Annotated in this window: 21 protein-coding genes; 14 read left to right on the plus strand and 7 right to left on the minus strand. The window is 70.4% G+C overall.

The genetic code is table 11. From position 1 onward, the window contains the following. The first annotated feature begins 112 nt into the window (after window positions 1-112). The 11 genes from tssC (at window position 113) to ACLEQD_RS03160 (ending at window position 13,253) form a co-directional block, all read left to right on the plus strand. Window positions 113-1,600: a type VI secretion system contractile sheath large subunit gene (gene tssC, locus ACLEQD_RS03110; protein WP_410381656.1), complete on the plus strand. Its 1,488-nt coding sequence runs from the start codon at window positions 113-115 to the stop codon at window positions 1,598-1,600. A 55-nt stretch (window positions 1,601-1,655) separates the two neighbouring features. After that, on the plus strand, window positions 1,656-2,240 hold the full coding sequence (locus ACLEQD_RS03115) for a hypothetical protein (RefSeq protein ID WP_410381658.1): 585 nt from the start codon (window positions 1,656-1,658) through the stop codon (window positions 2,238-2,240). A gap of 86 nt (window positions 2,241-2,326) precedes the next feature. Continuing rightward, window positions 2,327-3,577, plus strand: a complete 1,251-nt coding sequence (tssK, locus tag ACLEQD_RS03120) for a type VI secretion system baseplate subunit TssK (RefSeq protein WP_410381660.1) — start codon at window positions 2,327-2,329, stop codon at window positions 3,575-3,577. A gap of 5 nt (window positions 3,578-3,582) precedes the next feature. After that, window positions 3,583-3,972, plus strand: coding sequence for a GPW/gp25 family protein (locus ACLEQD_RS03125; protein WP_410381662.1), 390 nt, complete (start codon window positions 3,583-3,585; stop codon window positions 3,970-3,972). Beyond that, entirely contained in the window at window positions 3,972-5,645 is a 1,674-nt protein-coding gene (locus ACLEQD_RS03130; protein ID WP_410381664.1) for a hypothetical protein, read from the plus strand. The genes ACLEQD_RS03125 and ACLEQD_RS03130 overlap by 1 nt, the downstream gene beginning before the upstream one ends. A 16-nt stretch (window positions 5,646-5,661) precedes the next feature. Further along, window positions 5,662-6,264, plus strand: a complete 603-nt coding sequence (locus tag ACLEQD_RS03135; RefSeq protein ID WP_410381666.1) for a hypothetical protein — start codon at window positions 5,662-5,664, stop codon at window positions 6,262-6,264. A 314-nt stretch (window positions 6,265-6,578) separates the two neighbouring features. Then, entirely contained in the window at window positions 6,579-7,952 is a 1,374-nt protein-coding gene (locus ACLEQD_RS03140) for a type VI secretion system baseplate subunit TssF (RefSeq protein ID WP_410381668.1), read from the plus strand. A 12-nt stretch (window positions 7,953-7,964) separates the two neighbouring features. Beyond that, the gene (locus tag ACLEQD_RS03145) at window positions 7,965-8,606 is read left to right on the plus strand and encodes a DotU family type IV/VI secretion system protein (RefSeq protein ID WP_410381670.1); all 642 of its coding nucleotides are present in this window, start codon (window positions 7,965-7,967) and stop codon (window positions 8,604-8,606) included. Then, window positions 8,603-8,920 carry a hypothetical protein gene (locus ACLEQD_RS03150; RefSeq protein ID WP_410381672.1) on the plus strand — a complete coding sequence of 106 codons (318 nt, stop codon included), beginning with the start codon at window positions 8,603-8,605 and terminating at the stop codon, window positions 8,918-8,920. The genes ACLEQD_RS03145 and ACLEQD_RS03150 overlap by 4 nt, the downstream gene beginning before the upstream one ends. A gap of 2 nt (window positions 8,921-8,922) precedes the next feature. Then, window positions 8,923-12,741, plus strand: coding sequence for a type VI secretion IcmF C-terminal domain-containing protein (locus ACLEQD_RS03155; RefSeq protein ID WP_410381674.1), 3,819 nt, complete (start codon window positions 8,923-8,925; stop codon window positions 12,739-12,741). Next, window positions 12,738-13,253 carry a hypothetical protein gene (locus ACLEQD_RS03160; protein ID WP_410381676.1) on the plus strand — a complete coding sequence of 172 codons (516 nt, stop codon included), beginning with the start codon at window positions 12,738-12,740 and terminating at the stop codon, window positions 13,251-13,253. Before ACLEQD_RS03155 ends, ACLEQD_RS03160 begins: the two co-directional genes overlap by 4 nt. 1 nt (window position 13,254) lies before the next feature. On the opposite strand, the gene ACLEQD_RS03165 is transcribed toward ACLEQD_RS03160, so the two are convergent. Genes ACLEQD_RS03165 through ACLEQD_RS03180 form a run of 4 tightly spaced genes read right to left on the minus strand, consistent with a single transcriptional unit; the run spans window position 13,255 to window position 18,062 of the window. Further along, entirely contained in the window at window positions 13,255-15,195 is a 1,941-nt protein-coding gene (locus ACLEQD_RS03165) for a hypothetical protein (protein ID WP_410381677.1), read from the minus strand. Beyond that, the gene (locus ACLEQD_RS03170; protein ID WP_410381679.1) at window positions 15,192-15,377 is read right to left on the minus strand and encodes a hypothetical protein; all 186 of its coding nucleotides are present in this window, start codon (window positions 15,375-15,377) and stop codon (window positions 15,192-15,194) included. The genes ACLEQD_RS03165 and ACLEQD_RS03170 overlap by 4 nt, the downstream gene beginning before the upstream one ends. Continuing rightward, window positions 15,374-17,299 (minus strand): hypothetical protein, encoded by a 1,926-nt coding sequence (locus tag ACLEQD_RS03175; RefSeq protein WP_410381681.1) that lies wholly within the window; start codon window positions 17,297-17,299, stop codon window positions 15,374-15,376. Before ACLEQD_RS03175 ends, ACLEQD_RS03170 begins: the two co-directional genes overlap by 4 nt. A gap of 7 nt (window positions 17,300-17,306) precedes the next feature. Beyond that, window positions 17,307-18,062: a hypothetical protein gene (locus tag ACLEQD_RS03180; protein ID WP_410381683.1), complete on the minus strand. Its 756-nt coding sequence runs from the start codon at window positions 18,060-18,062 to the stop codon at window positions 17,307-17,309. 91 nt (window positions 18,063-18,153) lie between these two features. Here ACLEQD_RS03180 and ACLEQD_RS03185 point away from each other — a divergent pair, with 91 nt between their 5' ends. After that, window positions 18,154-18,981, plus strand: coding sequence for a hypothetical protein (locus ACLEQD_RS03185; protein ID WP_410381685.1), 828 nt, complete (start codon window positions 18,154-18,156; stop codon window positions 18,979-18,981). 12 nt (window positions 18,982-18,993) lie between these two features. On the opposite strand, the gene ACLEQD_RS03190 is transcribed toward ACLEQD_RS03185, so the two are convergent. Then, on the minus strand, window positions 18,994-20,241 hold the full coding sequence (locus tag ACLEQD_RS03190) for an SLC13 family permease (RefSeq protein ID WP_410381687.1): 1,248 nt from the start codon (window positions 20,239-20,241) through the stop codon (window positions 18,994-18,996). Window positions 20,242-20,424: 183 nt separating this feature from the next. Between ACLEQD_RS03190 and ACLEQD_RS03195 the strand changes: the two genes are divergently transcribed. Next, entirely contained in the window at window positions 20,425-22,845 is a 2,421-nt protein-coding gene (locus ACLEQD_RS03195) for a DEAD/DEAH box helicase (RefSeq protein ID WP_410381689.1), read from the plus strand. 16 nt (window positions 22,846-22,861) lie between these two features. Next, on the plus strand, window positions 22,862-24,466 hold the full coding sequence (locus tag ACLEQD_RS03200; protein ID WP_410381691.1) for a ribonuclease H-like domain-containing protein: 1,605 nt from the start codon (window positions 22,862-22,864) through the stop codon (window positions 24,464-24,466). On the opposite strand, the gene ACLEQD_RS03205 is transcribed toward ACLEQD_RS03200, so the two are convergent. Together ACLEQD_RS03205 and ACLEQD_RS03210 are read right to left on the minus strand one after the other, a co-directional pair. After that, a complete protein-coding gene (locus ACLEQD_RS03205; protein WP_410381693.1) occupies window positions 24,467-24,871 on the minus strand; it encodes a hypothetical protein in 405 nt (134 codons plus the stop codon). After that, window positions 24,868-25,860, minus strand: a complete 993-nt coding sequence (locus ACLEQD_RS03210) for a hypothetical protein (RefSeq protein WP_410381695.1) — start codon at window positions 25,858-25,860, stop codon at window positions 24,868-24,870. Before ACLEQD_RS03210 ends, ACLEQD_RS03205 begins: the two co-directional genes overlap by 4 nt. Window positions 25,861-26,084: the final 224 nt, after the last annotated feature.

Genomic DNA, 26,084 nt, shown 5'->3' on the forward strand with positions numbered 1-26,084 from the left:
GCCGCCGCCGCCACGGCCGCGGTCGCCGCCACCGTCGCCGCCGGGGCCAAGCCGCCCGCCGCGTCCTGATCCGCCTTCCTTCCTCCCTTCGCGAACTTAAAAGGACTCCGCCATGGCTGAGACCACCTACCTGAAGCGCCTGTTCAGCAGCGTCCGGCTCGATCCGCCCCAGGAATCGGCGCCGATGATCACCACCAACTTCGCGCCCGCCGCCGACGAGCAGCAGGTCACCCTGGAGAGCCGCTTCCTCTCCAGCGTCGCCGCGCTGCTGCAGAACGTGGCCCCCGTGGAGGGCCCGGACAACACCGCCCGCTTCGACAAGGGCCAGGTGCTGGACGTCATCAGCCGCATCGATCGCATGATCGACGCGCAGATGAACGAGATCCTCCACAACGAGACCTTCCAGCAGCTGGAGTCCACGTGGCGCGGCCTGGACGACCTGGTCAGCCACACCAACTTCAAGGCCAACATCGCCATCGACATCCTGGACGTCGCCAAGGATGAGCTGGCGGAGGACTTCGAGAACAACTCCAGCAACATCTTCGCCGGAGCGCTGTTCGACAAGGTCTACATCCAGGAGTACGACCAGTACGGCGGCCGCCCCTTCGGCGCCATCGTCGGCCTGTACGACTTCTCCTCCACGCCCGCGGACCTCACCTGGCTGCAGCGCATGGCCAAGGTGTCCAACGCCGCGCACGCGCCGTTCATCTCCGCCGTGAACCACAAGTTCTTCGGCTGCGAGACCATCGAGGAGATGGAGGCCATCAAGAACCTGGAGGGCGTGCTGGCCCACCCGCGGTTCGGCCGCTGGAACGCGTTCCGCGACACGGAGGAGGCCGCGTACGTGGGCCTGACCTTCCCGCGCTACGTGCTGCGCCTGCCCTGGCACCCGGACAAGAACCCCTGCGACGTCCTCAACTTCACCGAGACGGCGCGCGGCGACTCCGACAAGTACCTGTGGGGCAACTCCGCCATCCTGCTCGCGCGCAACATGGTGAAGGCGTTCGAGATTAGCGGCTGGTGCCAGTCCATCCGCGGCCCCAAGGGCGGCGGCCTCATCACCGGCCTGCCCGTGGACACCTTCTCCCTGCGCGGCCAGGAGGAGATCAAGGCCCCGGTGGAGATCGCCATCCCGGACTACCGCGAGTACGAGTTCGCGCGCAGCGGCTTCATCCCGCTCGTGTACCGCAAGGGCTCCAGCGACGCGACGTTCTTCAGCACCCAGTCCGCCAAGGTCGCCAAGACGTTCAAGGACCCCAAGGACTCGGAGAACTCGCAGCTCGTCACCAACCTGGCCTACACGTTCTCCATCACTCGGCTGGCGCACTACGTGAAGTGCATCATGCGCGACAACATCGGCAACACGGCGGACGCGCCCTACATCCAGCGCCAGCTGGACTCGTGGCTGTCCAACTACGTGACGACCGTGGCCAACCCGGACGACCTCACCGTGCGCCGCTTCCCGTTCAAGGCCAGCAGCGTGACCGTCTTCCCGCGCCCCGGTGAGATCGGCTGGTACGACTGCAAGCTGGCCGTGCTCCCGCACATCCAGTTCGAAGGCCTCAACGTGGAGCTGATGCTCGAGTCGCGGCTCGGTTAGGCCGCATCCCACTTGGGGCAGGTGAGAGCCTGCCCCGCTTACCCTGGAGTGACAGATGCCCCAGTTTTCGCGGAACCTGGACGTGTATCAGGGCTTCAACTTCAAGAAGGACAAGCAGAGCCCCGTCGGCTACATCACCGCCATCACCATCGGCGGCGAGGCGCTGGCGCCGGACCAGGAGACCATCAAGGATCCTGAGAACCCGGACGCGGCCATCGCGGACAAGGTCGTCGCCGTGCTCAACCACTACCTGTGGGACACGGGCGTGACGGACGCCATGTACTTCTCCGGCCAGGTGTCGGTGGCGAACAAGCAGAAGATCGCGGAGATGCTGCTGGGCAACTTCAGCAACATCGAAGTGAACTTCAAGTACGTCATCTACGAGTACGACCCCATCGGGAAGAAGTACTTCAAGTCCAACTTCCTGGACGCGGAGATGAAGGGCCTGCTGGAGAAGAACGGCGACGACCTGAACATGTCCATCGCGGACAACGAGTCGCGTGAGGTCCAGTCGCCCAAGAACTTCACGTTCCAGATCGGCATCAAGCCGCAGGCGTCCGAGCAGTCGCTGAACCTGGCGACCTCGTCGACGAAGAAGATCGCCAAGAAGTGGGGCATCACCGAAGCGGCCGCCAAGTAGCGTCGGCCGCGGTCTGCGTCTAAACCGGGCTGGGAGCAGGACTCGCTCCCGGCCTGGGTCAGGCGGGTGGAAGGAAAGAACGGCGCATGCAGCGGTACAAGCTCGCACGGGTCCGCTGGCACGTAGGCCAGACGCTTCTGCCGGAGCATTTCGTCGCGCAGGAGGACGCGCTGGACGCGGAGATCCGCCTCCACGCCACGCTGTCCGGCCTGCCGTCCTACGGCGTCGCGAACATGGCCTGGAACGAGTCGCTCCTCCAGAGCGGCAGCCTGTCCATCTCCGCGCTCACCGTCGTCACCAAGACCGGGGACCTGCTGGACGTCCCGGGCAACGCCGTCATCGCGCCGCTGTCGCTGGAGGCCGTCGGCAGGACGGAGTTCATCGTCTACCTGCACGTGATGAAGGAGACCGTCAGCGCGGAGGGCATCCGCCTGTACGCGGATGATCCGCCGGTGCTCCAGCGCGTGCTGCACAAGCTGCAGCTGTCCACGGAGCCGGTGCTGGACGGCACCGTCGCGTCCCTGGGGCTGGCCGCCGTGTCCCAGGACGAGGACGGCGCCTGGCACACGTCCACGGACTGGGTGCCCGCGCTGCTGCTGGTGGGGCCCAACCCCTTCCTGGAGAAGCTGCTCGGCACGCTGGACGACCTGCTGGATCAGGTGCGCCAGCAGCTGCTCACGAACATCTCCGACACGTACCTGCGCACGGACCGGCTCACCAACGCGCGCCGGGCCCTGTTCGAGGTGCAGCGGCTCATCGCGCTGCGCCGGGACATGTTCCGGCAGGTGTACGTGCACCCGTACCACCTGTTCGACGCCTTGCGCCGGCTGTACTTCGAGGCGTGCTGCTACCTGGAGATGCTCCCGGACGACCAGATGCCCGTGTACCAGCACGAGGGGCTGAACGAGTCCCTGGGCGGGTGGATCCGCCTGCTCCAGCGCAGCTTCCAGCCGGAGGCCACGCGCTCCACGCACAAGGCCTTCCAGGCGAAGGAGGGGCAGTTCCAGCTCACGCCGCTGCCGCCGGAGATCCGCTCCGCCAGCGAGGCGTACCTGCTGGTGCAGCGCACCCAGCCCGGGGAGCGCACGCCGCTGGACGGCGTGAAGCTGGCCAGCCCCTCGCGGCTGCCGCTGGTGCGCCGGCAGGCCCTGAAGGGCGTGCCCTTCAAGCACGTGCCGTATCCGTCGTTCCCGCACGCGCTGGGGCCGGAGATTGACTGGTACCTGCTGAGCAACGGCGAGGAGTGGCAGCACGCGCTGCGCGAGGACGGCCTGGCCTTCTACGTGACGCCCGCGCTCCGGGGTGCCCAGACGTCGCTGTTCTGGCGGAGGAGCTAGACGCCATGGCGCGCGCACCGTTCCTGGACAAGTTCGCGGGCCGCAGGCAGCACGCCAACGTGCGCGACAGCCTGGAGCACGTGATGCGCAACATCGAAGCCGTGCTCAACACGAAGAAGGGCTACGGCTTCTTCATGCACGACTTCGGGCTGGGCGGGTACACGGAGAAGCTGGGCACGCGCGAGCTGGTGGAGGCGCTCACCGCTGAAATCCAGCAGGAGATCACCCAGCACGAGCCCCGGCTGGCGGAGCCGGAGGTGAAGCTGCGCGGCCGCGACAGCGCGCTGTGGCTGTACTTCGACTGCAAGGGCACGTTCGACGAACAGCCGTGCCACCTGACGCTGATGTTCCACTCCACCACCGGCCGGGTGCGCGTGCAGGCGGAGGACACCTGATGGCCTTCGCCGACCGCCTGGACCTGGGCCTCACGCTCACCATCGGCGGGACGGCGCACGCCATCCCCTCGTCGGACGTGCTCGCGTTCGAGCTGGACCTGCACGGCTGGGGGCACGAGGGGCGGGTGGAGTTCCGCGTCCTCGACGAGACGGCGCACGGCGGCCAGAAGCAGGACGCGCTGCTGGCGGACTTCCTCAAGCCGGACCTGGTGGAGGTGGCGCTGGAGCTCAAGGCCGTGCACTCCGACACGGCGACGAAGCCCACCTTCACGTCGCTCAAGGTGAAGGGGCTGGGGCTGGACAAGGCCCTCACGGAGGAGGGCGTCGCCCAGGTGAAGGGCGCGGGCATCACCTACCGGCACTACACCGTGCGCTTCGTGGACCCCGCGCGGCTGCTCTGGTCGCAACACCACCCGTGCGTGCTCTACACGCAGAAGACGCTGCAGGACGTGCTGGACGCGCACAAGGGCGACAAGATCTCCCTGGCCAACGACTGGGCCGCGCAGCTGGACGCCACGCTGCCGCTCATCTTCCTGGGCCTGACGCCGGAGGCCGGCGCCAGCTTCTACGACTTCGTCGTCTGGTTCACGCACACGCGCGACGGCGTGCTGGCGTACGACTACACGGCGCAGGGCTACCAGCTGCGCGCGGCGAAGGACGCCACCGGCACGCCGCTCACGCTGCGCGCGGCGGACGTGGACAGCGTGGCGGTGGTGTTCCCGGAGGTGGCGCGCCACGACGTGGCCATCCTCAACGCCGCCGCGGAGAGCCCCAAGAACCAGGCCATCACCAACGCCCAGGCCGTCACCGGCATCCGCCAGGACGTGCTGCTGCGCACGGACATCGCGGACGACGTGCAGGCCCGCGTGACGCTGGAGACCGCGCGCCTCAAGGTGCGCGGCCTGGAGGTGGAGCTGGACTGGAACCGCTTCCCGGCGGTGGCCTTCGCCCCGGGCGCGCTGGTGAAGCTGCCGGACACGGCCGGCTGGACGGCGGCGGGCGTGCCGTCCACGCAAGACTTCCGGGTGCGCCGGATGAGCCTGCGCGCGGAGCCGCTGCCCCCGGAGGGCGACGAGCCGGGCGCGGACGGGGAAGGGGAGGGCGGCGCGCGGCGGCCCAAGCCGGAGAGCCGCTACCTCCTCTCCTTCACCACGCGGCTGGAGAAGAAGGACGAGAAGCACGTGGACCTGCCGCCCTTCATCGCGCCGGTGTACCCGCGCTTCGTGGAGGGGCTCATCGTCAGCGAGGTGGGCGAGCAGAAGGACGAGACCTGGCAGGCGTACACGGACGAGGCCACCTCGCTCGACAGCTACAAGGTCAAGCTGCCGCTCTTCGCGAACCAGATCGTCCAGGTGCCCTTCAACGCGAACCTCCAGCCGGGGCACTTCTACTTCCCGGCCTACAAGGGCGCCCGGGTGCTGGTGGCGCTGGACTTCCTGCGCGCGTGGCTCAAGCGCCACCTGGACTGGCGGGCGGGCGCGCGGCTGCCCTCGGACGGGCAGGGCGTGCACCTGCTCGTCGGCAAGACCACGACGAGCGGCACCTCCATGAGGCATTTCTACGAGGACAACAAGCCGCTGTTCCGGCTCATGCGCACCAACGAGAGCGACACGGAGAAGATCGAGCTCAAGGAAGGCAACCTGCTCATCCTGGTGAAGGAAGAGTCCGCGTAAAGGCGGGAGGGACCCGATGGGCACGCTGGTTTGCAAGATCGAGCTGGACAAGGAGAAGGGCATCACCGTCCAGGTCGACAACGCGGATGATCAAATCACCCAGACCCTCGTCATGGACGGCACCAGCATCACCATCACGGTGAAGGGCCAGCAGGAGACGAGCACCATCGTGCAGAAGCAGGACAGCATCGTCGTCACGGTGAAGGACCTCACCTTCGACACCGACACCATCACGATGAAGTCCAAGGGCGTCTCCAAGTGGACCAGCCAGGACACGTTCACGGTGGAGAGCACCAAGGACATGACGCTCAAGACGAGCGCCAAGCTCACCCAGACGGCCACCGGCGACGCGAAGCTGTCCTCCAGCGCCAACGTGAACATCGAGGCCACGTCCAAGCTGGCCATGAAGGGCAACATGGGCGCGGAGATGGTGACCTCCGGCGGCGAGGCGAAGGTGGACGGCGTGACGCTGAAGCTCGCCGGCAAGTCCCAGGCGGAGCTGTCCGGCGCGATGACCAAGGTGTCCGGCACCGGCAAGCTGGACCTGGAGAGCTCCGGCATGGCGAACCTGAAGGGCTCCATCACCAGCGTGGGCGGCTCGCTGGTGAAGCTGGGCTGACGGAAGACATGGCAACACTCGACGGACGGCGGGAGAGCGGGCGGTGAAGGACTTCTCGGAGAAGATCTACCTGGACTTCCTGTCGGAGCTGGACGGGCTGGAGCGCTTCCGGCAGCGCTTCCAGGAGCGGCACCCGGCGGCTCCGCTGGACCGCGAGGACCCGGACGTGCGCCGCCTCATCGAGGCGATGGCGTTCTTCTCCGTGCAGACGCGGCACGCCACGCTGCACAACCTGCGCTCCACCTGGCGCCGGCTGTTCGCGGGCTTCTTCGACTTCCTGCTGGAGCCCGTGCCCGCCGCGCATGGCGCAGGCCGTGCCCACGGAGAAGATGGTGGAGCCGGTGCTCCTCACCCGGGGCACGGAGCTGCGCCTGACGCCCGCGGAGGGCGTGGCGGGCTCCTTCCGCCTCCAGCGCGACCTGCGCGTGCTGCCCATCTTCCTCAAGGGCACGGACGTGGTGCCGCAGGTGAGGAGCGGCCACCGGCTCATCCTGCGCTTCGAGTCCCGCTTCGCGCGCAAGGACGCCATCGACGTGCTCAGCCTGCACGTGCGGCACCTGGACGAGTACCGCTCGTCGCTGGCGGTGTTCCACGCGCTGCGCAAGCACCTGAAGCAGGTGAGCGTCGTCTACGACGAGCAGGCGGACGAGCACTCCGTGGGCAGCCCCTGCGAGGTGTCCTTCAACCGGGACCCGCCCGCGCCGGACGACAGCGGCCTCTACGCGCACCCGTTCCAGCGCCTGCGCGCGTTCTTCCAGTTCCCGGAGCAGCAGCTCTTCGTGCACGTGAAGGTGCCGCCGCCGCGCGGCAGCTCCTGGATGCGCTTCTGCCTCTGCCTGGACCTGGACAAGGACTGGACGGTGGGCCGGTCGCTGCACCCGGACTTCTTCCAGCTCTTCAGCGTGCCGGTGGTGAACCTCAAGGCGGAGCCCGCGCAGGTGGTGGTGGCGGACGGCACGCGAGCGGAGCACCCCATCCTCAGCATGAGCGCGGGGCGCGAGTTCAGCCTGCACTCGGTGACGGGCGTCTTCGAGATGACCAAGGCGGGCCTGTCCCCGCTGCGGCCCGCGTTCCTGCCCGGCAAGGGGCCCAGCTACGAGGTGGACGAGACCTTCGACGAGAAGCTCACGTCCCGGCAGAGCCTCATCGTGCGCATGCCGGAGGCGTTCACCGCCCCGCGCAAGATTGTCCTGGAGGCGCTGTGGCACCAGCCGCAGTTCTCCGCGCAGGCGGCGGGCAGGGTGGAGGTGTCCGTGCCGGGCCGCCACATCGAGGGCCTGAAGTTCCAGACCGTGGGCGGCCTCCTGCCCCACCGCGACAGCGTGCTACGGGATGACGTGGAGGCGTTGACGCAATTCCTCGCATGGAAGGCGAAGCCCACGCTGGGGCGGGACGAGGTGGTCGCCCTGCTGGGTCACCTGGGGACGCCCGCGGAGAGCCCGTTCCGCCGCGTCCTTCCGTGGCTCAAGGAGTTGAAGTTCAGTGTCGTGCCCGACAGCGCGCTCAAGGGGTCGGGGCTCCGCCACGCCTACGAGGCCGTGATGGAGCCCTTCGACCAGAGCTTCGAGCCTGTCGTCATCTGCTTTCTTGAGCAGTTGAGGGACCTGCTTGATGCTTGGAACAACGAGGCGACCGTCGAGCTCAAGGCCTCGGTGGCGGGGCTGGGGCCGCTACAGCTTCCAACATAGACAAACACACGCATGAAACTGGAGCATTGGAACACTCTCCTGGCCACGCAGCGTCGCGTGCGCCAGCTCCTCGACCGGGCCCTGCCCGCCGAGCCCGCCCCGGGTGCGCGCCGGCCGCAGGGCAGGGTGGGGCAGGAGGCCCTGGGCCACCTGGAGCAGGCGCTCATGGTGGAGCTGGAGCGCCTGCGCGCCGCGTTCGGCGCGGACATGAGCCCGGACGAGGTGGAGGATCTGATCCGCCCCTTCGTCTTCTTCCTGGATGAGTGGGTGCTGCGGCGGCTGTCGGACGCGGAGCAACATCTCTGGCCGCTCCTGCAGCAGAACCTGTTCCAGGTCGACTCGGGCGGAGACCTCTTCTACGACTTCGTGGAAGAGAAGTTGCGCCGCAACGACACCCCCTCCATCGTCTTCGAAATGATCCGCTTCTGCCTGGCCGCGGGCTTCACCGGCCGCCTCGTGGGGCAGCCGGAGCGCATCCGCGACCTGAAGGACCGCATCTCCCAGCGCATCCCGCAGCCGGCCGCCATGGCGCCGCCCGCGCCGGTGGTGCAGCCCGCGGTGCCCGCCGTCTATGACTTCCCGGTGCGCTACTACGCCGTGACGGCCGCCATCGTCCTGGGCCTGCCGGTCTTCCTGTGGTGGGTCTCCAATTGAGGCCCTTCCCGACCCGCGACGGCCGTCCTCCCGCGCCGGCCCCCAAGGCCCCGCCCAAGGCGCTCGCGCTGCTGGACGCGCTGGAGCAGCAGGTGGGCGTCCAGCTGGGCACCTTGCGCGAGGGCGTGCAGCCCCTGCTGGACTCCGTGCGTGAGGGGCTGGTGGCGCTGGATCCGCCCGGAGACGGGACGCTGCCGTCGCCCCTGGAGCAGGAGAAGCTGCGCGCGAAGCTCACCGCGACGCTGGAGGAGGCGGAGGACGTGATGGAAGCGCTCCAGCTCGCGGTGACGCCGGCCGGAAGGAGCGGCGGCTGACCGTGGGCGCGCTCCAGTCCATCCTGGCCGCACTGAAGGCCCACTGGGTGCTCGTGTTGGGCATCGTGGTGGTGCTCGCGGCCATTGGCGTGGGCGTGACGCTCTGGTGGCGCAAGCGGCGGCGCGGGCCGTCCCTCGCGGGCGAGCAGAAGCCGCTGGCGTCGGGACAGCTGCTGGCCATCCGCAGGCAGTTCCTGGCGAAGCTGCCGTGGCGCTTCCGCGCGTCCGTGCGGGACTTCCCCACGCTGGTGGTGCTGGGCCCCGCGGGCAGCGGCAAGTCGGACCTGATTGAAGCGGAGGTGGACTGGGAGCGGCAGAAGCGCCAGTTCATGCCCAGCTACACGGACGACCCGCTCCTCAAGATCTTCCTGGGGCCGGAGGTCGTGGTGCAGGAGCTGGCCGCGCCCGTGCTGGAGGACGACTCGCACCACGCGCGGCGCGCGCTGCGCCGGCTGTGGAGGGCCACCTTCGGGCGCAAGCACGTGGGCCGGGTCGTCATCGTCCTGAAGGTGAACTGGCTGCTGGAGACCTCTCCGGACGAGGTGAAGCGCGTCACGCAGCTCCTGCGCGGCAAGGTCAATCTCCTGGCGGAGGTGTGCCAGGCGCCCGTGGAGACGCGGCTGGTCCTCACGCACATGGACACGCTGGACGGCTACGCGGACTTCGCGCAGCTGCTGCGCGCGAACGGCGTGCCGCTGCAGCTGGCGGTGCCGCCGGCCGGCAGGGAAGGGGAGCTGGCGAACGCGCTCCAGCCCATGGAGAAGTACCTGGCGCTGGGGCTCACCTCGCTGGCGCCGGACGCGTTCGAGCGGCTGGCGTCCTTCTACGCGCTCGGCGGCGAGGCCTTCGCGGTGCTGGGGCGCTTCGTGTCCACGCTGCTGGAGGGCGGCTCGCTGGCGTACCCGCTGAGGCTCCAGCGCGTCTACCTGGCGTCGAAGGGGAAGGACGTCCCGCCGACCGGGGCGCTGGCGGTGCAGGCGGATCAACCGGTGGAGCAGCTGGTCCGGGACTACCGCTGGACGCACCTGCGCCGGTGCGCGGCCATCCTCGCGGTGGGCTGCCTGCCGGTGCTACTGGCCTACGCGCACTTCTACCAGCTGCTCCTGCGCGCGCAGGACAAGCTGGACGCGTTCCAGGTGACGGTGCAGCGGCTGGAGGAGCGCAACCAGAGCGTGTCCGGCTCCGTGGTGGAGTCCCAGACGAACGAAGCGGTCCGGGCGATGGAGGACCTCTGGGGCGCCACGCGCTACTGGCCGCCCCTGGCCCACAGCTTCACCGACGAGTGGGAGGAGCTGCGGGCCCGGCTCGCGCGCAGCATCCGGATGTCCTACCTGAAGCCGATGCTGGAGAGGTGCCAGGACCAGTGCCGGCGCTGCGCGAGCGAGATTCCCGGCTGCCAGCCCGCGCCCGCGTTCGCCAGCCGGAGCACGCGCGCCACGCCGCTGCCCCCGTCGCCCCGCGTGGATGACGGCTGCCACCAGGAGACGCTCTGCCGGCCGGAGCAGGTGCTCTACACCCTGGGCGTGCTCTACGCCTCGCGCAACGAGGACCTGGGCCAGTTCGTGCTGCGCAGCGTGCACGGCGCGCACAAGAAGCAGCTGGAGTGGACGGCGGAGGCCTTCGGGCTGAGCCTGGCGGGGGCGGACCCGGAGCCCAACTGGCTGGATGCGATGGGCCTCGCGGAGCCGATGATCGCCAACTACGTCATCGCCAGCGACAAGCCCTTCGACGAGAACGTCCCCTGGACGCGCTGGCCCTTCTCCTACCTGACGTTGGACGGCCTGCTGGGCCCGTGGCGCGATCACTTCACGCAGCTGCGGGACGCGCTGGACGCGAAGGAGCTGGACCTGGCCCGGTGGCGCGCGCTCGGCGACGATCGCGAGCGGCTTCGCGCCTCGCTGGAGGAGACGGCGCCGTACAGCTCCGCCCGCAGGGTGATGGACCTCATCAACGCGTCGGACGCGGAGCCGGACGCCAGCCAGCTCAAGGGCGTGGGCAGCCTGCTGGACTCGCTGGACTGGCTGCGCCAGAACCGCCAGACGCTGGAGGCCATCCTGCGCATGGAGGACGAAGCGGACGCCGCCCTGCGCGCCGCCGCCCGCATGACGCCCGCGGAGCTGCTCACCCGCGCGGACGGCCTCTTCGCCCCCAGCGACGGCGACGCGCGCTACTCGGTGGAGGTGCTCCGGCGCGACTACGAGTTCCGCCCGATGGACGTGTCGCGGCAGCTGCTGGACAAGGTGCTGCGCACGCTGAAGGAGACGGGCCGCACGCCGTTCGACGGCAGCGCGCTCAACTCGCGCACGGGTGAGACGACGTCCGAGGTCGCCTCCGAGGGAGTGGGGGACGACGACACGGAGTTCGCCAGCGGGCAGGCCCCGGTGGTGGGCCGCGTGCTGGGCAAGGCCGCCTTCGACGCGCAGCTGAGCCCCCTGGTGGACGAGTTCACCGAGCGGCTGGCCAAGTCCAGCCTGTCGCGCGAGGAGGCCGTGGAGCGCGCCGCCTTCGTGCAGAACAAGGTGGAGACGTTCGCGAAGCGCTACGGCCAGGACCTCTACGCGACCTACCGGGGCTACCGCTTCCGCACCACGCCGCGCGGCTCCCTGGCCAGCGACCTGTCCGTGCTGCTGCAGCCGTCCTCCCCGCTGGAGGCGATGCTGCGCGACGTGGCGGTCCGCGCGGGCGTGGGTCCGCTGGACAGCGAGTACTACGCGCCGATGCGCGAGGCGGTGGCGCCCTTCAAGCCGGTGGTGCAGCTGATGACGCCGGACAAGGCCGGCGCGCTCGCGGAGCTGGCGGCCTACACCACGCTGGTGTCGCAGCTTCAGCAGGAGCTGTCCGGGGTGAAGCCCGCGCCGGTGAAGCCCGCGGCGCCCAAGGACCCCGCGGCGCCGGCGGGCGCCACGGCGTCGTCGGCGGGCTCGCAGCTGGCGGAGATGCTGTCGCCGGTGGGGCGGGTGGCGCTGAGCATGCTGCTGGAGGAGGAGGACTCCTACCTGCGCCGGGTGGACGCGTGGTTGGATCAGCACGGCCTGGTGGGCGAGTTCCGGCTGCCGTTCCGCCAGCCCTTCGTCGTCGTGCGCAACCGGGGCCGCGCGGAGCTGGAGCGCGTCATCGCGGAGCAGTGGACGTACCAGGCCCGCCGCACGCTGGACCCGCTGGTGAAGCGCTATCCGTTCAACCCCAGCGCGTCGCAGGAGGTGGATCCGGTGGAGCTGGAGGTGCTGCGCCGCAAGGACGGGGCCTTCTGGCAGTTCGTCACCCAGGTGCTGTCGCCGGTGGTGGAGGAGCGCGGGTCGGACTGGTCGATCCGCTACCCGCTGAAGTCGCGGCTGCTCCTGCCGCCGCGCATGCTCTCCGCGCTGGGCCAGCTGGGCCGCCTGTCGAAGCTCCTGTGGGACGACGAGGGCAAGCCGCGGCCCCTCGCGATGCAGGTGCGTCCGCTGCCGCTGCCGACGGCGCCCACGCCGGACAGCTTCGTGACGCTGTCGTACCTGAAGTGCGGCGGCGCGGCGTCGTTCGGCTTCAACCAGCGGCCGGCGTGGGGGGAGTTCCCCCTGAGCTGGTGGAGCCCGCAGCCGTCGTCCATTGGCGTGGAGCTGCGCTCGCCGTCGCGGGACGGGAAGCGCTACCGCTCCATGGAGATGTCCGAGTCGTCCTGGAACTGCTTCCGCCTGCTGGAGTCCGCGACGCTGACGGATCAGTCGAACGTGGTGTGGGTGCTGCCCGGACGCGGGCTGGCGGCGAACGAGAAGGTGCTGGAGATCAGCTTCGGGCTGCGCGGCGAGCCTTGGGCGCCATTCCGTGGGGTGGTGCCATGAAGGGCAGCGGCGTGAGGCTGGCGGCGGGGCTGGTGACGGCGGCGGTGGCGGTGGTGGTGGGCAGCTGCGCGGCGCCCAGCCTGACGGTGAACGTCAAGGCGCCGGCGGGCACCAACCAGGGCCGGCCGCTGTACATGCTGGTCCGCACGGTGTCGAAGACGACGATGACGGAGGGCTACGCGGACGTCGCGGCCAAGGTCATCAGCCCGGACGAGTCCGTGCTCCAGACGGTGGTCATCTACCCGAGCCGCACGAAGCAGGTGAAGATCCCCCTGCCGCCGGAGCAGGCCGTGGCGGTGAGCTTCCTCTTCACCACGCCCAACGGCGCCTGGCAGGCGCTGCTGGACGTGCCGGTGCCCAGGTCGGTGGACATCGAGCTGCAGGAGAGCCGCATCCGCACGGACCTGCCCAAGAGCGTGGCCCCCCAGGACTCCTCGCCGGCCGCCCCGCCCAAGGCCCCCGAAGCGCCCAAGGCCCCCGAGCCGCCGGTGTCCCTGGCCTCGCCCAAGTAGGCTAGGACGCGAGCGCGTCCAGCTTCGGGCCCAGCGCGTTCAGCGCGGAGGTCACCCGGCCGTTCGCCGCCGTCACCGGCTTCGCGAAGGCGCCGCCCTGGAGCTGGGCGCCAATCGCGTCGAGCGGGGAGAGGAGCTGCGGCTTCTGCGCCGTGGCCTGGGTGGAGACGGAGTCCACCTGCGTCTGGGCGCCCGACTTCAGGCCCTCCGCGCGCTGCGTGAAGGCCGCGAGCGCCTGATCCACCTGCCCGGTGAGCGACGTCTCCGCGCTCGCGCGGGCCTGCTCCAGCGACGTCAGCCCGCCCGCCACGGACGTGTTCGTGGTGCCCAGGTGCGAGTCCAGCCGGCCCTTGGCGGACGTCACCTGGCCCTCCGCCGAGTCCCGCGCCGTCCGCATGCCCTGCACGGCCGCGTCGATGCCGGAGCCCACCTGCGCGTCCAGGGCCTCCAGGCGCTGGGGCACCTGCGTGTCCAGCGGCGTCACGCGGGCGGCCACCTGCTGCTTCATGGCCTCAATCTGCTGCACGCCCTGGTCCTTCACGGTGCCGATCTGCGTGACGGCCGCGGCGATGATCTGCCCCACCTGCGCGGTGGCCTGCTCGATGCCCTGGAGGATGGAGTCGGTGAGCGTGCCCATCTGCGTCACGGCCTGGGTCGTGGCCGTGTCGATCTGCGTCTGCGCCTGGGTCTGCACCGTCTCCACCTGGGAGACGATGGTCTGCTGGACTGACTGGAGCTGCGTGCCCACCTGCGAGGTGAGGGTCCCCAGCTGCGTGGTGATCTGCGTCACCACCTGCGTGATGCCCTGCACCGCGGGGCTCACCAGCGGCTTGGGCAGGTCCGCGGCCGGGATGGCGTCCAGCAGGCCCATGGCGCGCTCCAGCAGCGACTCCAGCGAGCCGACGATCTGCTGGAAGAGGGTCTGGAGCTGCTCCAGCTTCTGGGGCAGCACCTCGAACAGCGCCATCACCTGCTGCTTGAGGGCGCTGACCGTGGCGACCAGGGTGTCCAGCGTGGTGAACGCCGCGTCCAGCGTCGCCTTCAGCGGCGCCTTGACGGACTCCACCGCCGTGAGCGCGCCCTGCACCAGGCCGTCGATGGTGCCGCTCACCGTGGTGATGGCGGCCTCCACCTGCTGCTGCACCTGGTCGATGAGCTTCTCCACCACCGTGAGCTGCGCCGTGACGCTGGCCACCTGCCCGGCGATGGTCTTGCCCAGCGTGTCCAGCGCCCCGTCCGCCTGCGTCTTGCCCGCCGTCAGCGACGGGGCCACCTGGGTGTCCAGCGGGTCCACGATGGCGGCGGCCGCCGCGGCGGCGGCCATCAGCTGATCCACCAGCGCCTTGCGCTGCCCCTCCAGCGTGGACTGCTGCTGCTGGTGGGCGTCCTTCGTCGTCTTGCCCGCGTTGAGAATCTCCTGGTGCAGCGCCGTCAGCGCGCTCACGGGGTCCTTCACCGCGCCGTCCAGGGTGGAGGTGAGCTGCGTGCTCCGGCCCGTCGCCGTGTCGCGGGAGGTGGCCAGCCGCACCAGCACCGCCGCCAGCGCCGCCGCGATCGTCGACCCCACGCCCGTGAGGTCCTGCGTGAGCTGCGAGCGGGTCTGCTCGATCAGCGCGTACCCCTGCGCGCGGCGGGCCTCCGTCTCCTCCCTGGAGCCCTGGCGCTTCGCGAGCTTCGCGTCGAAGGACTGCTTGTCCGCGTCGCACCTCTGGGCCACCTGCTGCTGGAGCGCGGTGAGCTGTCCCTGCGAGGACTCGGCGGAGGACTTCGCCTGCGCCTCCAGCCCCTGGCTCTTCGCCGTCGCCTCCTGGCCCAGCGCCTCCGCCTGCGTGCGCGCCGTCGTGCTGGAGGCGGTCAGCGCCTGCTGGTGGCCCTGGACCTCCGTGGCCAGCGCGTCGAAGCGGGGGGAGGGGTCCGCCAGCGTCACGTTCGCCGCGTTCACCTGCGCGAGCAGCCCCCCAGCGCTCCGGAGATGGACGGGCGCAGCGCGGCGACCTGCTCCACGACGCCCTGGACCAGGGTCTCCACCTCGCCCTTCGCGGTGGAGAGGCGCGGCGTGATGCCGGAGCCGAAGCCCTCCACGGTCGACTTGTGCTTCGCCACCGTCGCGCGCAGCTCGTTCATTTCAGCCCCGCGAGCGCGGCCTTGGCATCCGCGGCGGCGCCGGAGAGGGCGCCCGTCTGGCCATCCAGGCCGTTGAGCGCGCCGGTCAGCTTCGCGCGGGACTCGGCGGCCTTGCCCTTCACCTGGGCCTCCGCGGCGGCGAGGGCCGCGCCCGTCTCCTCCGTCGCCGCGTTCAGCTTCGCGTTCACCTCCGCCATGGATTCCTTGTAGGCCGCCGTCGCGCCGCTCACCGCGCCGTCCACGCCCGCGGTGAGGTCGCCCTTCGCCGTCTCCACCTGCGGCGTCACGTCATACGTGGGCGTGGTGGGGGCGCCGCCGGGGTTCTCCTTCGTCTGGATGAGGAGGTGGCCTTCCGACAGGCGGACGATCTCCGTGTCGTTGGCGTTCACCCGCCCCAGGTTCCACACCGGCTTGTTGTCCTGGAAGTCGTGCGTCAGCGCCGTCTGGTTCGCGCCATTCTTGCCGAAGAGGATCTGATCGCCCTGGCTGTCCTGGGGCATGCGCACCCCTTCGCCCCAGTCCAGGAAGCGGTGCAGCTCCGCGTGGTCGAAGTGCAGCGCCACCAGCGCCCGCTCGTTCTTGTACGGGGGGAAGTAGAACGTCCCCGGGAACTGGTTGGGCTCCGCCGGCACGCTCACCGTCTTGTTCCACAGCGGGATCGCCACCCGGTAGTTCGTCACGGACGTCTTCTGATCATCCACCTGGAGGTAGATGCGGTCCGTGGCCTCGCCGCCGGGGCTGTGCACCTTGCCCTCGACGTAGATGGGGTAGCGGGGCGGCCGGTACGCGGGCAGCTCCGGCACCGGATCCGACTTCTGCTCCAGCAGCACGGACAGGGTGACCTGGTAGCCCTCCATCGCGTCCTGCTGGCCGTCGTGCGGACCAGCCTGGAGCCCCGCGCCGTCGAAGGCCAGCTCCGCCACGCGCAGGTCTTCCCCCAGGCCCGTGAGGCCCGGGCTCCACCGCCCGCCGTCCAGCTTGAGCAACGCGCCCGGGTGCAGCGCGATGGGCGGCACGTCGAGGAACGTCAGCCGCAGGCGCCGCTTGCGCACGCGCAGGCGCTCCTTCTCCAGCGACTGGCGCTGCTCCGCCTCCGCCGCGATGGGGGTGCGCACCAGCACGTCGTGCTGGATGCCCGCCACCGCCTGGGACTGCTCCAGCGCCACCGTGGTGGCGCCGGCCCCGAAGCCGTTGAGCACCCGGGCGCTGTGGCGGATGACCGGCGGCAGCTCCACGTCCACGCGCGCCACGTGCTTGCGGCTGAGCCCGGTGACGGCGCCCACCGCAGGCTTCTTCGCGGAGAAGGTGTACGTGTCGTTGGGGCTGTCGTACGTGAGCACGCCGCCGCGCGTGTCCACGAACCAGAGGACGAAGTCGTAGAAGCTGGCGGCCGCGTGGTCATCGCCGATGCCCAGGCACACCATCGCGTGCTTCTCTTCCAGCGCGTCCCAGTCGTAGGTGAGCAGCAGGCCGCCGGGCTTGTGCGCGTCCAGCAGCTCCGACAGCTTCTTCGCCGTGTGCAGCTCCACCGGGCGGTGCTGCTTCCAGAGCACCCGCGCGGGGTCCTCGAAGGTCACCGTGTACTGGCGGAAGGCCACCGCCACGTTGTCCTTGTGGCCGTGCGCGGTGCCGCTGACGCGCTTCTCCGTGACGATGCCCTGCACCACCAGCGGGGCGGGCGGCGGGTCGTACACGCCGGACAGCGCCAGCCGCACGCGCACCAGGTCCGGCTTGCTGAACGCGGTGAACAGCGCCGCGTCCGCCTTCTCCAGCGCCGTCCAGAAGGTCACCGTGCAGCGGAAGCCCGTGGGCGTCATCCGCAGCGAGAAGTCCTTCACCTGTCCGCCGGGGATGGCGTACGGCTGCTCGCCCGCGGTGACGGTCAGCTCCAGCGACAGCTTTTCGGAGAAGGGGAGCGCCATGCCGTGCCTACCGGGCCTTCGCCTGGACCTCCTCGCGGGTCAACGCGCCCCGGGCCTCCAGCGCGTCCATCATCGCGCGCATCACGCGGGCCTGCTGCGCCACCATGCGCTCCAGGTCCGCCACCTGCTGCGTGAGCGCCTCCACCTTCGACGCCAGCTCCGCGTCGCGCACCACGGGCGGCGGCGTGGGGGTGCGCGGGGGCGGGGCGCTCTCGGGCTGCGGCGGGGCCAGCTCGAAGGTGGCCTCGTCCATGCCGAAGCTCAGCGGCGTGGCGGCCGTGGAGGTGACCTCCCCGTGGTAGTGGTGCCGGATGGCGCGCTCGATGGAGGACGCGGTCGCCACCACCACCTGGAGCTTCTGGCCGGAGTGGAAGGCCAGCTCCTGGAGGGACTCCACGTTGGTGGGATCCGACGTGGCCACGGTGAGCGTCTTGGTGCCGGGCTCGTAGGCGACGGGGAAGACGGTGTAGCGCTCGGCGATGTCCACGCGCAGCGCCTGGAGGGCGGACGGGACGGGGAGGTGCTTGTCCAGGTCCACCGTGGGGATGGCCAGCTGCCGCGACAGGGCGTGCACCATGGAGCTTTCGTCCACGACGCCCATCTGCACCAGCGTGAGGCCCAGCCGGCCGCCCCACTTGCGCTGCTCGGCGAGCGCGCTGCGGAGCTGGGTTTCGGTGAGCAGGCCGGCGTCCATCAGGATCTCCCCCAGCCGCCGCTTGCGGTTGGGGCCCGGGCCGGGGGGAACAGAAGGGGGAGGATTCACGGCCGGGCAGCATAGCAGCGCCGGGCCGCCCCCAGGCTTTCGGTGGGTCGCAAACAGGCCAGGGGGGCGGGGATGGGATAGCGTCGGGCCCATGGTGCGAAGCCGAAGCCTCCTTTTCGCGGCAGTCCTCGTCGCCTTCACCGCCGGTTGCGCGTCCCAGCGCCTGTCCCGCGCGGACCTGGACCGGGTCCAGCGGCCCGCCTTCATCTCCCGCATCGAGGACGGCGCGGGACCCAAGAGCCGGGTGTTCCAGGAGGACGACGCCTATTCGGGCAAGCTCAAGAAGCTGGAGCCCAAGGAGGCGGACCGCCGGCTCACCGTGAAGCTGCAGCAGGCCGTGACGCGCTTCGAGCTCTCCGAGCGCCTGCGCGTCACCACCCTGTCGCGCCTGCCGGCGGAGGCCCCGTGGACGGACACGGTGGACCCGGCCCGCGTGGCCTCCGCGCTGGAGAGCTTCCTGGTGGAGGAGGTGCCCGCCAACGCGCCGGACTACGACCTGATGGCCCCGCTGGGCGCGGACACCGTCGTGGAGTTCGTCATCCAGGACTACGGCATGCGCAGCGAGGACGGCCACGCGGGGGCCTACCTCAAGGGTTACGGGCGCATGTTCCGGCTGGACGGGCGCTCGGAGCTGTGGCGCCGCCCGTTCGACCTGGACGCGGTGGAGCAGGGGGCGCCGCACCTGGATCCGTTCAAGGTCGGCAAGGAGCCGGAGCTGTTCCGCCTGGCCATGACGGAGCTCCTGGACAAGGTCGCGGACATGTTCGTGAAGGACATGACGCCCCAGAACCGCAAGGGCGCGGCCCCCACGGGCAACACCGCGCCGGACACCGTGCCCTCCGCCGTCACCCCCGCGCCCGAGCCCACCCCGCCCGAGCGCCAGCTGCCCCCGGGCGAGCTGCCGGATCCGGACGCCTGAGCGGTGTGAAGCCTAGAAGAGGGCGTGCTCGGCCAGGAGCACGCCCAGCCCCACGGCGAAGCTGATCAGCGTCACGGGCACGCCCACGCGCAGGTAGTCCATGAAGCCCATCCGGACCTTGCCGCGCGCGGCCTCGAAGACGATGAGGTTCGCCACGCTGCCCACCAGCGTGAGGTTGCCCGCCAGCGTGGAGCCCAGCGCGAGCACGTGCCACGCCAGCTCTGGCTCCTGCATGGCCGGCACCCACGCTCGCGCGAGCATCACGAAGGGCACGTTGCTGAAGAGGTTGGAGGCCACGAGCGTGAGCCCCGCGAAGCCCAGCGCCTCGCGCCACGGCGGCCCGGCCATCAGCGGGGAGAACAGCAGGCGGATCTCCTCCGCCCAGCCCGCCTTGTTCACCCCGTGCACGACGACGAAGAGGCTGGCGAAGAAGAGCAGCAGCACCCAGTCCACGCGCTCCAGCGCCTCGCGTGAGTCGTGGCCGGACAGCGACATCACCAGCACGCCGCCCGCGAGCGCGCTCCAGCTCATGGGCAGGCCCGCGAAGAACGCCACCACCACGCCCAGCAGGCTCCCCAGCCCCAGCGCGAGCAGCCGGCGGTCCACCTCCAGCGGGGGCGGGTGCGTGTCGAAGCGCGCGGCCGGCAGCTCCTTGCGGAAGAGGTACAGCAGCGCCACGGCGACGATGGCGGTGGAGAGCACCGCGGGCAGGGCCATGTACGCGGCGAACCGCGCGTAGCCCAGGCCGGACGCGCCTTGGATCAGCATGTTCTGCGGGTTGCCGGTGAAGGTGGCCACGGAGCCGCTGTTGCTGCCCATGCACACCGCCAGCAGGTACGGCACGGGCGGCAGGCGCGCGTCCTCCACCACCACCAGCACCAGCGGCGTGAGGAACAGGCACACGGTGTCGTTCACGAGGAACGCGGACAGGAACGCGCTCACGCACGTCACGGCCACCAGGAGCAGCCGGGGCGTGTGCGCGACCTTGAGGGCCCTGGCCCCGGTGGCGCGGAAGAACTTCGCCTGCGACAGGTACACGGCCAGCAGCATCATCCCCAGCAAGAGGACGAGCGTGTCCATGTCGATGGCCTGCTGGCCCCGGTCCGCGCTGTGGCCGAAGACCTCCGCGGGCGTGACGACCCCGGCGACGACCATCAGCGTGGCGCCCAGCAGCGCGCCTCCGGGACGGTCCAGCTTGACGAAGGGCAGCCTCGCCCCGGCGATGAAGAGGTACGTGAAGAGGAAGATCGCGAGCGCCACGGGCGCGGGACACTAGGGGCCGCTCCGGAAGCCCGTCGATGTCCGCGGATGCCGCCTGTCCAGCGGGGAATCGAGCCGGCTACTGCCCGGTGGGAATGTGGGTGATGGGCCCCCAAACGACCGCCGTGGCGGGTCTGACGCGCGTTGTCCTTCCGGGTACACGTCTGTACAGTGGCTGGCCCTATGAAGCCCGAGAAGGAAACCGAGGCCTTCTCCGGCCCGCGCCGCACGCCGTGGTCGGGGGCTCGCGGGCTGGATGCCGTCCTCCAGGGTTGGCGGACGGACCGGCAGGTGTGGCCGAACATCGTCCACGACGCCGTGACGCCGGCCCGCGCGGGCGTGTTCGCGCCGCTGCCGGAGGACCTGTCCCCCCAGGTCCGGGACGCGCTCAAGCGCCGGGGCGTGGAGCACCTCTTCTCCCACCAGGCGGAGGCCTTCGAGCGGGCCCGCGACGGGGAGAGCCTGGTCATCGCCACGCCGACCGCGTCCGGCAAGAGCCTCTGTTACAACCTGCCGCTGCTGGACCGCTTCGCGCGTGAGCCGGATGCGCGCGCGCTCTACCTGTTCCCCACGAAGGCGCTGTCGCGCGACCAGGAGGAGTCCCTGCGCGCCTTCATGCGCGAGGCGGGCCTGGGCCACGGCGCCATCACCTTCGACGGCGACACGCCGGGGGACGCACGCCGGGCGGCCCGGGAGCGCGCGGGCGTGGTGCTCACCAACCCGGACATGCTGCACACGGGCATCCTGCCGCACCACGCGAACTGGGCGCGGCTGTTCGCGAATCTGCGCTACGTCGTCATCGACGAGCTGCACACGTACCGGGGCGTCTTCGGCTCGCACCTGGCGAACGTGCTGCGCCGGTTGCAGCGGGTGGCGCGGTTCCACGGCGCTTCGCCCACGTTCATCCTGGCGTCGGCGACCATCGGCAACCCGAAGGCGCACGCGGAGCGGATGCTGGGGCGCGAGGTGGCGCTCGTGTCGGAGAGCGGGGCGCCGTCCGGCGAGCGCCGGGTGATGGTCTACAACCCGCCCGTGGTGAACGCGGAGCTGGGCATCCGCGCCAGCTATCTCAAGAGCGCGGTGCGGCTCACCTCGGACCTGGTGCGCGCGGGGGTGTCCACGCTGCTGTTCGGCCAGTCGCGCAACAACGTGGAGGTGATGCTCAAGTACCTCCGCGACCGGTTCGTGGAGGAGAAGCTGGATCCGTCGCTCATCCAGGGCTACCGCGGCGGCTACCTGCCGGGCACCCGGCGCGCCACGGAGGCCGCGATGCGCGCGGGCGAGGTGCGCTGCGTGGTGGCCACCAACGCGCTGGAGTTGGGCATCGACATCGGGTCGCTGGATGCCGTCGTGTGCGCGGGCTACCCGGGCTCCGTGGCGGCGCTGGCGCAGCGCTTCGGCCGTGCGGGCCGGCGCGGCATGGGGAGCCTGGCGCTGCTGGTGACGTCCAGCGCGCCGCTGGATCAATACTTCGCGGCGGATCCGCGCGCGCTCACGGGCGCTCCGGTGGAGCACGCGCGCATTGATCCGGACAACGTGGAGATATTGGTCCAGCACCTGAAGTGCGCGGCGTTCGAGCTGCCCTTCGAGGAAGGGGACTCGTTCGGGGACGTGCCGGTGGAGAACACCACGGAGGCGCTGGACTTCCTCACGCAGCACCAGGTGGTGCACCCATCGCAGGCCCCGGAGGGCGGGCGGCGGATGTTCCACTGGTCGTCGGACGCGTACCCGGCGCACCACGTGTCCTTGCGCAGCGTGGGCTGGGACAACGTGGTGGTCATCGAGCGAGGCACGGACAAGACGCTGGCGGAGATGGACTTCCGCTCCGCGCACACGCAGCTGCACGAGCAGGCCATCTACCAGCACGACTCCGAGCAGTACCAGGTGGAGCAGCTGGACCTGGAGAACCACAAGGCCTTCGTGCGCAAGGTGGCGCCGGACTACTTCACGGACGCGATGACGAACGTGCGCGTGAGCGTCATCCAGGAGGACCAGGGCGCGCCGCTGGGGCCGTCGCTGCACGCGGGGCTGGGCGAGGTGTCCGTCATCGAGAAGGTGGTGGGCTACAAGAAGATCAAGTTCCACACGCATGAGAACGTGGGCTACGGCGACGTGCGGCTGCCGGAGATGCAGATGCACACGTCGGCGCTGTGGCTGACGGTGCCGGAGGCGGTGGTGCGCGCGATGGACGCCCCGAGGCCCTCGGTCATCGACGCGCTGCGGGGCCTGGGTTCCGCGCTGCGCACGGTGGCGTGCGTGGGGTTGATGAGCGACCCGCGCGACCTGGGCCGGACGCTGGGCAGCAAGGACGAGCCGGACGGTCCGCCGCGCAAGGACGGCGGGGTGGGCTTCGAGCCGACGCTGTTCCTCTACGACAACGTGCCCGGCGGCGTGGGGCTGGCGGCGCGGCTGTACGATCAGCGCGAGGAGCTGCTGCTGCGAGGGCGCAAGCTGCTGGAGTCCTGTCCGTGCGAGGACGGGTGTCCGGCGTGCATCGGACCGGCGGCGGGTGGCCAGCCGGGGAGCGCGCCGTCGGGATCGCATCCGCGCAAGCGGTTGGCGCTGGACCTGCTGGCGGCGCTCGGCGTCGCCGGGGTGCAGTGAGGAGTACGGGCTCGGCATGGACCTGAAGCGCAAGCTGTCCCGACTCAGCAGCGCGGGCCCCGGCAGTCAGGCCCGGGCGCCCGTGAACACCGTGGCTCCGGTGGTGGAGACACCGGCGGTGGAGGCGCGCGCGCGGGATGAGGTGGTGGCGCGGGTTCCTCCGGTGGAAGAGGCGGGCACGACCACCCTCGCGGAGGTGCTGGTGCAGTCGCTGCGCAAGCGCCTGTCGATGGAGGGGGAGGGTGCGCCTTCTCTCGACGTGGAGAGCGGGGCAGAGGCGACGCAGGATGCGCGGGCGCGCGAGTCCGGGCTCGCGGTAGAAGGGGCACGGGCCCGTGCGGACGGGCTCGTGGATCTGCGCGAGGAGGCGCGGCGGCGGTTCGCGGCGAAGCGGGGCGGCGCGGCGGACGGTGTTGCGGATCCACGAGTCGAAGCGCTGCGCCAGATGCTGTCGTTCTGGGCGGAGCGTCAGGGCACGGCGTCTGCTCGGAAGGCGGTGGAGCCGCTCCCTGAACCCCGGGCGTTGCCGGTGGAGGCGCGGTCGACGCCGCACGGCACGGTGCACGTGGCCGAGCAGGTGTACCCGCCGGATCATCGGCACGGCACGGCTCCAGTGGCGGCGGCGCTCGATGTGGAGTCGCGGCTGGTGGCGGGGCTGGCGCTGCATCCGGAGCTGGAGTCAGTGGACTTCACGCGGATGCTGCTGCTGGACACGGAGACGACGGGGCTCGCGGGCGGCACGGGCACGGTGCCGTTCCTGGTGGGCCTCGGCTGGTTCGAGGACCGCTCGCTGCGCGTGCAGCAGCTCTTCCTGCGGCGCATGGGCGAAGAGGCGCCCATGCTGCGCCTGCTGGCCGAGCGCATGGCGTCGTCGTCCTGCCTCGTCACGTACAACGGCAAGAGCTTCGACTGGCCGTTGTTGCGCACGCGCTTCGTGCTCAACCGGGTGCCGGTGCCGAAGGAGCTGCCGCACCTGGACCTGCTGCACTGCGCGCGGCGCGTGTTCAAGCACCGGGGCGAAGGCGCGCGGCTCGTGCACCTGGAGTCGAAGGTGCTGGGGCATCACCGGGTGGGGGACGTGGACGGTTCACTGATCCCGGAGCTGTACTTCCGCTTCCTGCGAGGCACGGACGGCTCGGAGCTGGTGCCGGTGCTGGAGCACAACCAGAAGGACTTGTTGCTCCTGGCGGCGCTGCTGGGCGACCTGGTGCGCCGCTTCCAGTCGGAAGGCACGGAGCGGCAGGACCCGAGGGACCTGCTCGGCTTCGCGCAGGTGGCGGAGCGGGCAGGGGACGCGGAGCGCGCGCTGACCTTCGCGAAGGCCGCCGCGGAGAGCGGAGGCCCGGTGGGAATCGAAGCGCTGGTGGTGGCCTCGCGCCTCTGCCGCCGCTCGGGAGACTGCGAGACGGCGGTGGCGCACCTGCAACGGGCGCTCACGTTCGCGAAGCCCGGCCAGGGCGCGGTGCTGCACCTGTCCCTGACGAAGCTCTACGAGCACTCCCTCAAGGACCTGCCCCGGGCCCTGTACCACGCCAGGCTGGCCGCCCCCGTGGAGCTGCCCGCCGACCACCAGCTCCGGCTGGAACGCCTGGAGCGCCGGCTGTCGCGTCAGGGGGCCTGACTAGAACTGCCACTCCTTGCCCTTCTGCCCGAGGGCGGCCCGCGTTGCCGCCACATCCCGCAGGGCTTTGAAGGGCGAGGCATCAGCGAGCTTCACCACGGAGTCCAGGACAGCCGAAGCCATCTGCACGTTGTTGCCCTGGATGGCACCGTCGAGCCTCTCGAAGAGCCGCCGGAAGTTCTCCTTGCGCTCATCGAAGCTGCGGTCGAGGTAGTTCATGAGCACCTCGCGCATGGCGTGGATCTGCTCCACCTCCACCCGGGCGCTCTCTCTCAGCCGGGTCTGCTCGGTGCGCGACTTTTCGATGTCGCGCACGCACTCGGCGATGGTCCGGATGCCCTGCAGGACGTTGCTGACTCCATCGATCGACACCTCCGCCGGAAGGGAAATCTTTTTCGAGGTCATGACGCCTCCGGAAGCGCGAGGCGGCGCCCCTGCTCGAGCAACGCGTCGACCTGGGTGTTGATGTCGCCGCCTTCGGTGAACAGCGGTACACGCATCAATTCGCTCTCTGCCTTGGCCAGCTGCATGGCCATCGCGAAACGTGACAGGTGCTCTTCATTGCCGGTGTCGAAGCCGCCCGACAACGTCCAGAGCGCGTCGATAGCGGCCTTTGTCCGCTGGTCGAGCTGCTCGAGGACGCCGCTCAGCTCGCCAACGCGAAGCTCCGCTCGGCCCAGCAGTGCGATGGCGGCTTTGATCCTGGCCACCTGCCGTCTCACCTTCCTGGAGTAGGCCTCCGCCTTCGTCTTCGCCTTTTCTCCCTCCCGAGCGATGACGAAGCCAGCGACCGCCACGGCGGGCGCTACCGCGATGCCGCCCAGGACCACCGCGCCCCCTGCCATGCCGAAGCCTCCCGCGGCGAGGGAGCCTCCCCCCAGCCAGGCGAGGAGCGCGCTGTTCGCCGCAGCTCCTGAGAGGCCCGACATGGCCACACCAGTGCCAGCGGTGGCGAAGCTGGTGACGAGCCCCGTCGTCATGGCGCTTGCTCCGGCTCCCGTCATCGCCGCTGCGACGGCGCCGGAGACGGTGCCTCCTGCTTCGACATACTGCACGGCGAACTGGCGCACCTCCTCGCGATTCACCCCCAACGTGCCCAGGCTCTCCAGGGCCGCGAGGCGGGCCTGCTGCTCCATCTGCTCGAGAAAGTCGAAGAGGCGCCGGAAGGTGGTGGACACCACCTGGGACCGCTGCGCGTCCAGAGCGGCGAGCTGTCCCTGGAGACCGCTCCGTGCTTCGTCGAGCTTGCCAATCCACTTCCGATGCTTCGCCTCCGCGGCCTCTCCCAACGCCTCGGCGTCCCGCATGGCATCGACACCGTCGTAGCCCTTCTTCGCTCCGTATCCGAGGAGGGTGACGAGTCCGATCGCGACAGGAATGAGTGGAAGCGGCATCGACGCTCCTTGCTGTGGGGGCTCTCTTGCGAGTTCAGGCCATGCTGCGGCGTCCGGAACAGCACTCGCAATCCCTCGTCCGGGTGAGGGCCCGTCTACCCAGGGCCTCAGCCCTCACGGCAGCGCATCACGCAGGCCCGGGAACCACGCCTGGAGCGGGGGCTGACGCGTCAGGAATCCCAGCGTCGAGTGGGCATCCTGCATCCTGGGAGGAGTCCAGGAAG

The organism is Corallococcus sp. 4LFB (assembly GCF_046520365.1).
Classification (GTDB): Bacteria; Myxococcota; Myxococcia; order Myxococcales; family Myxococcaceae; genus Corallococcus; species Corallococcus caeni.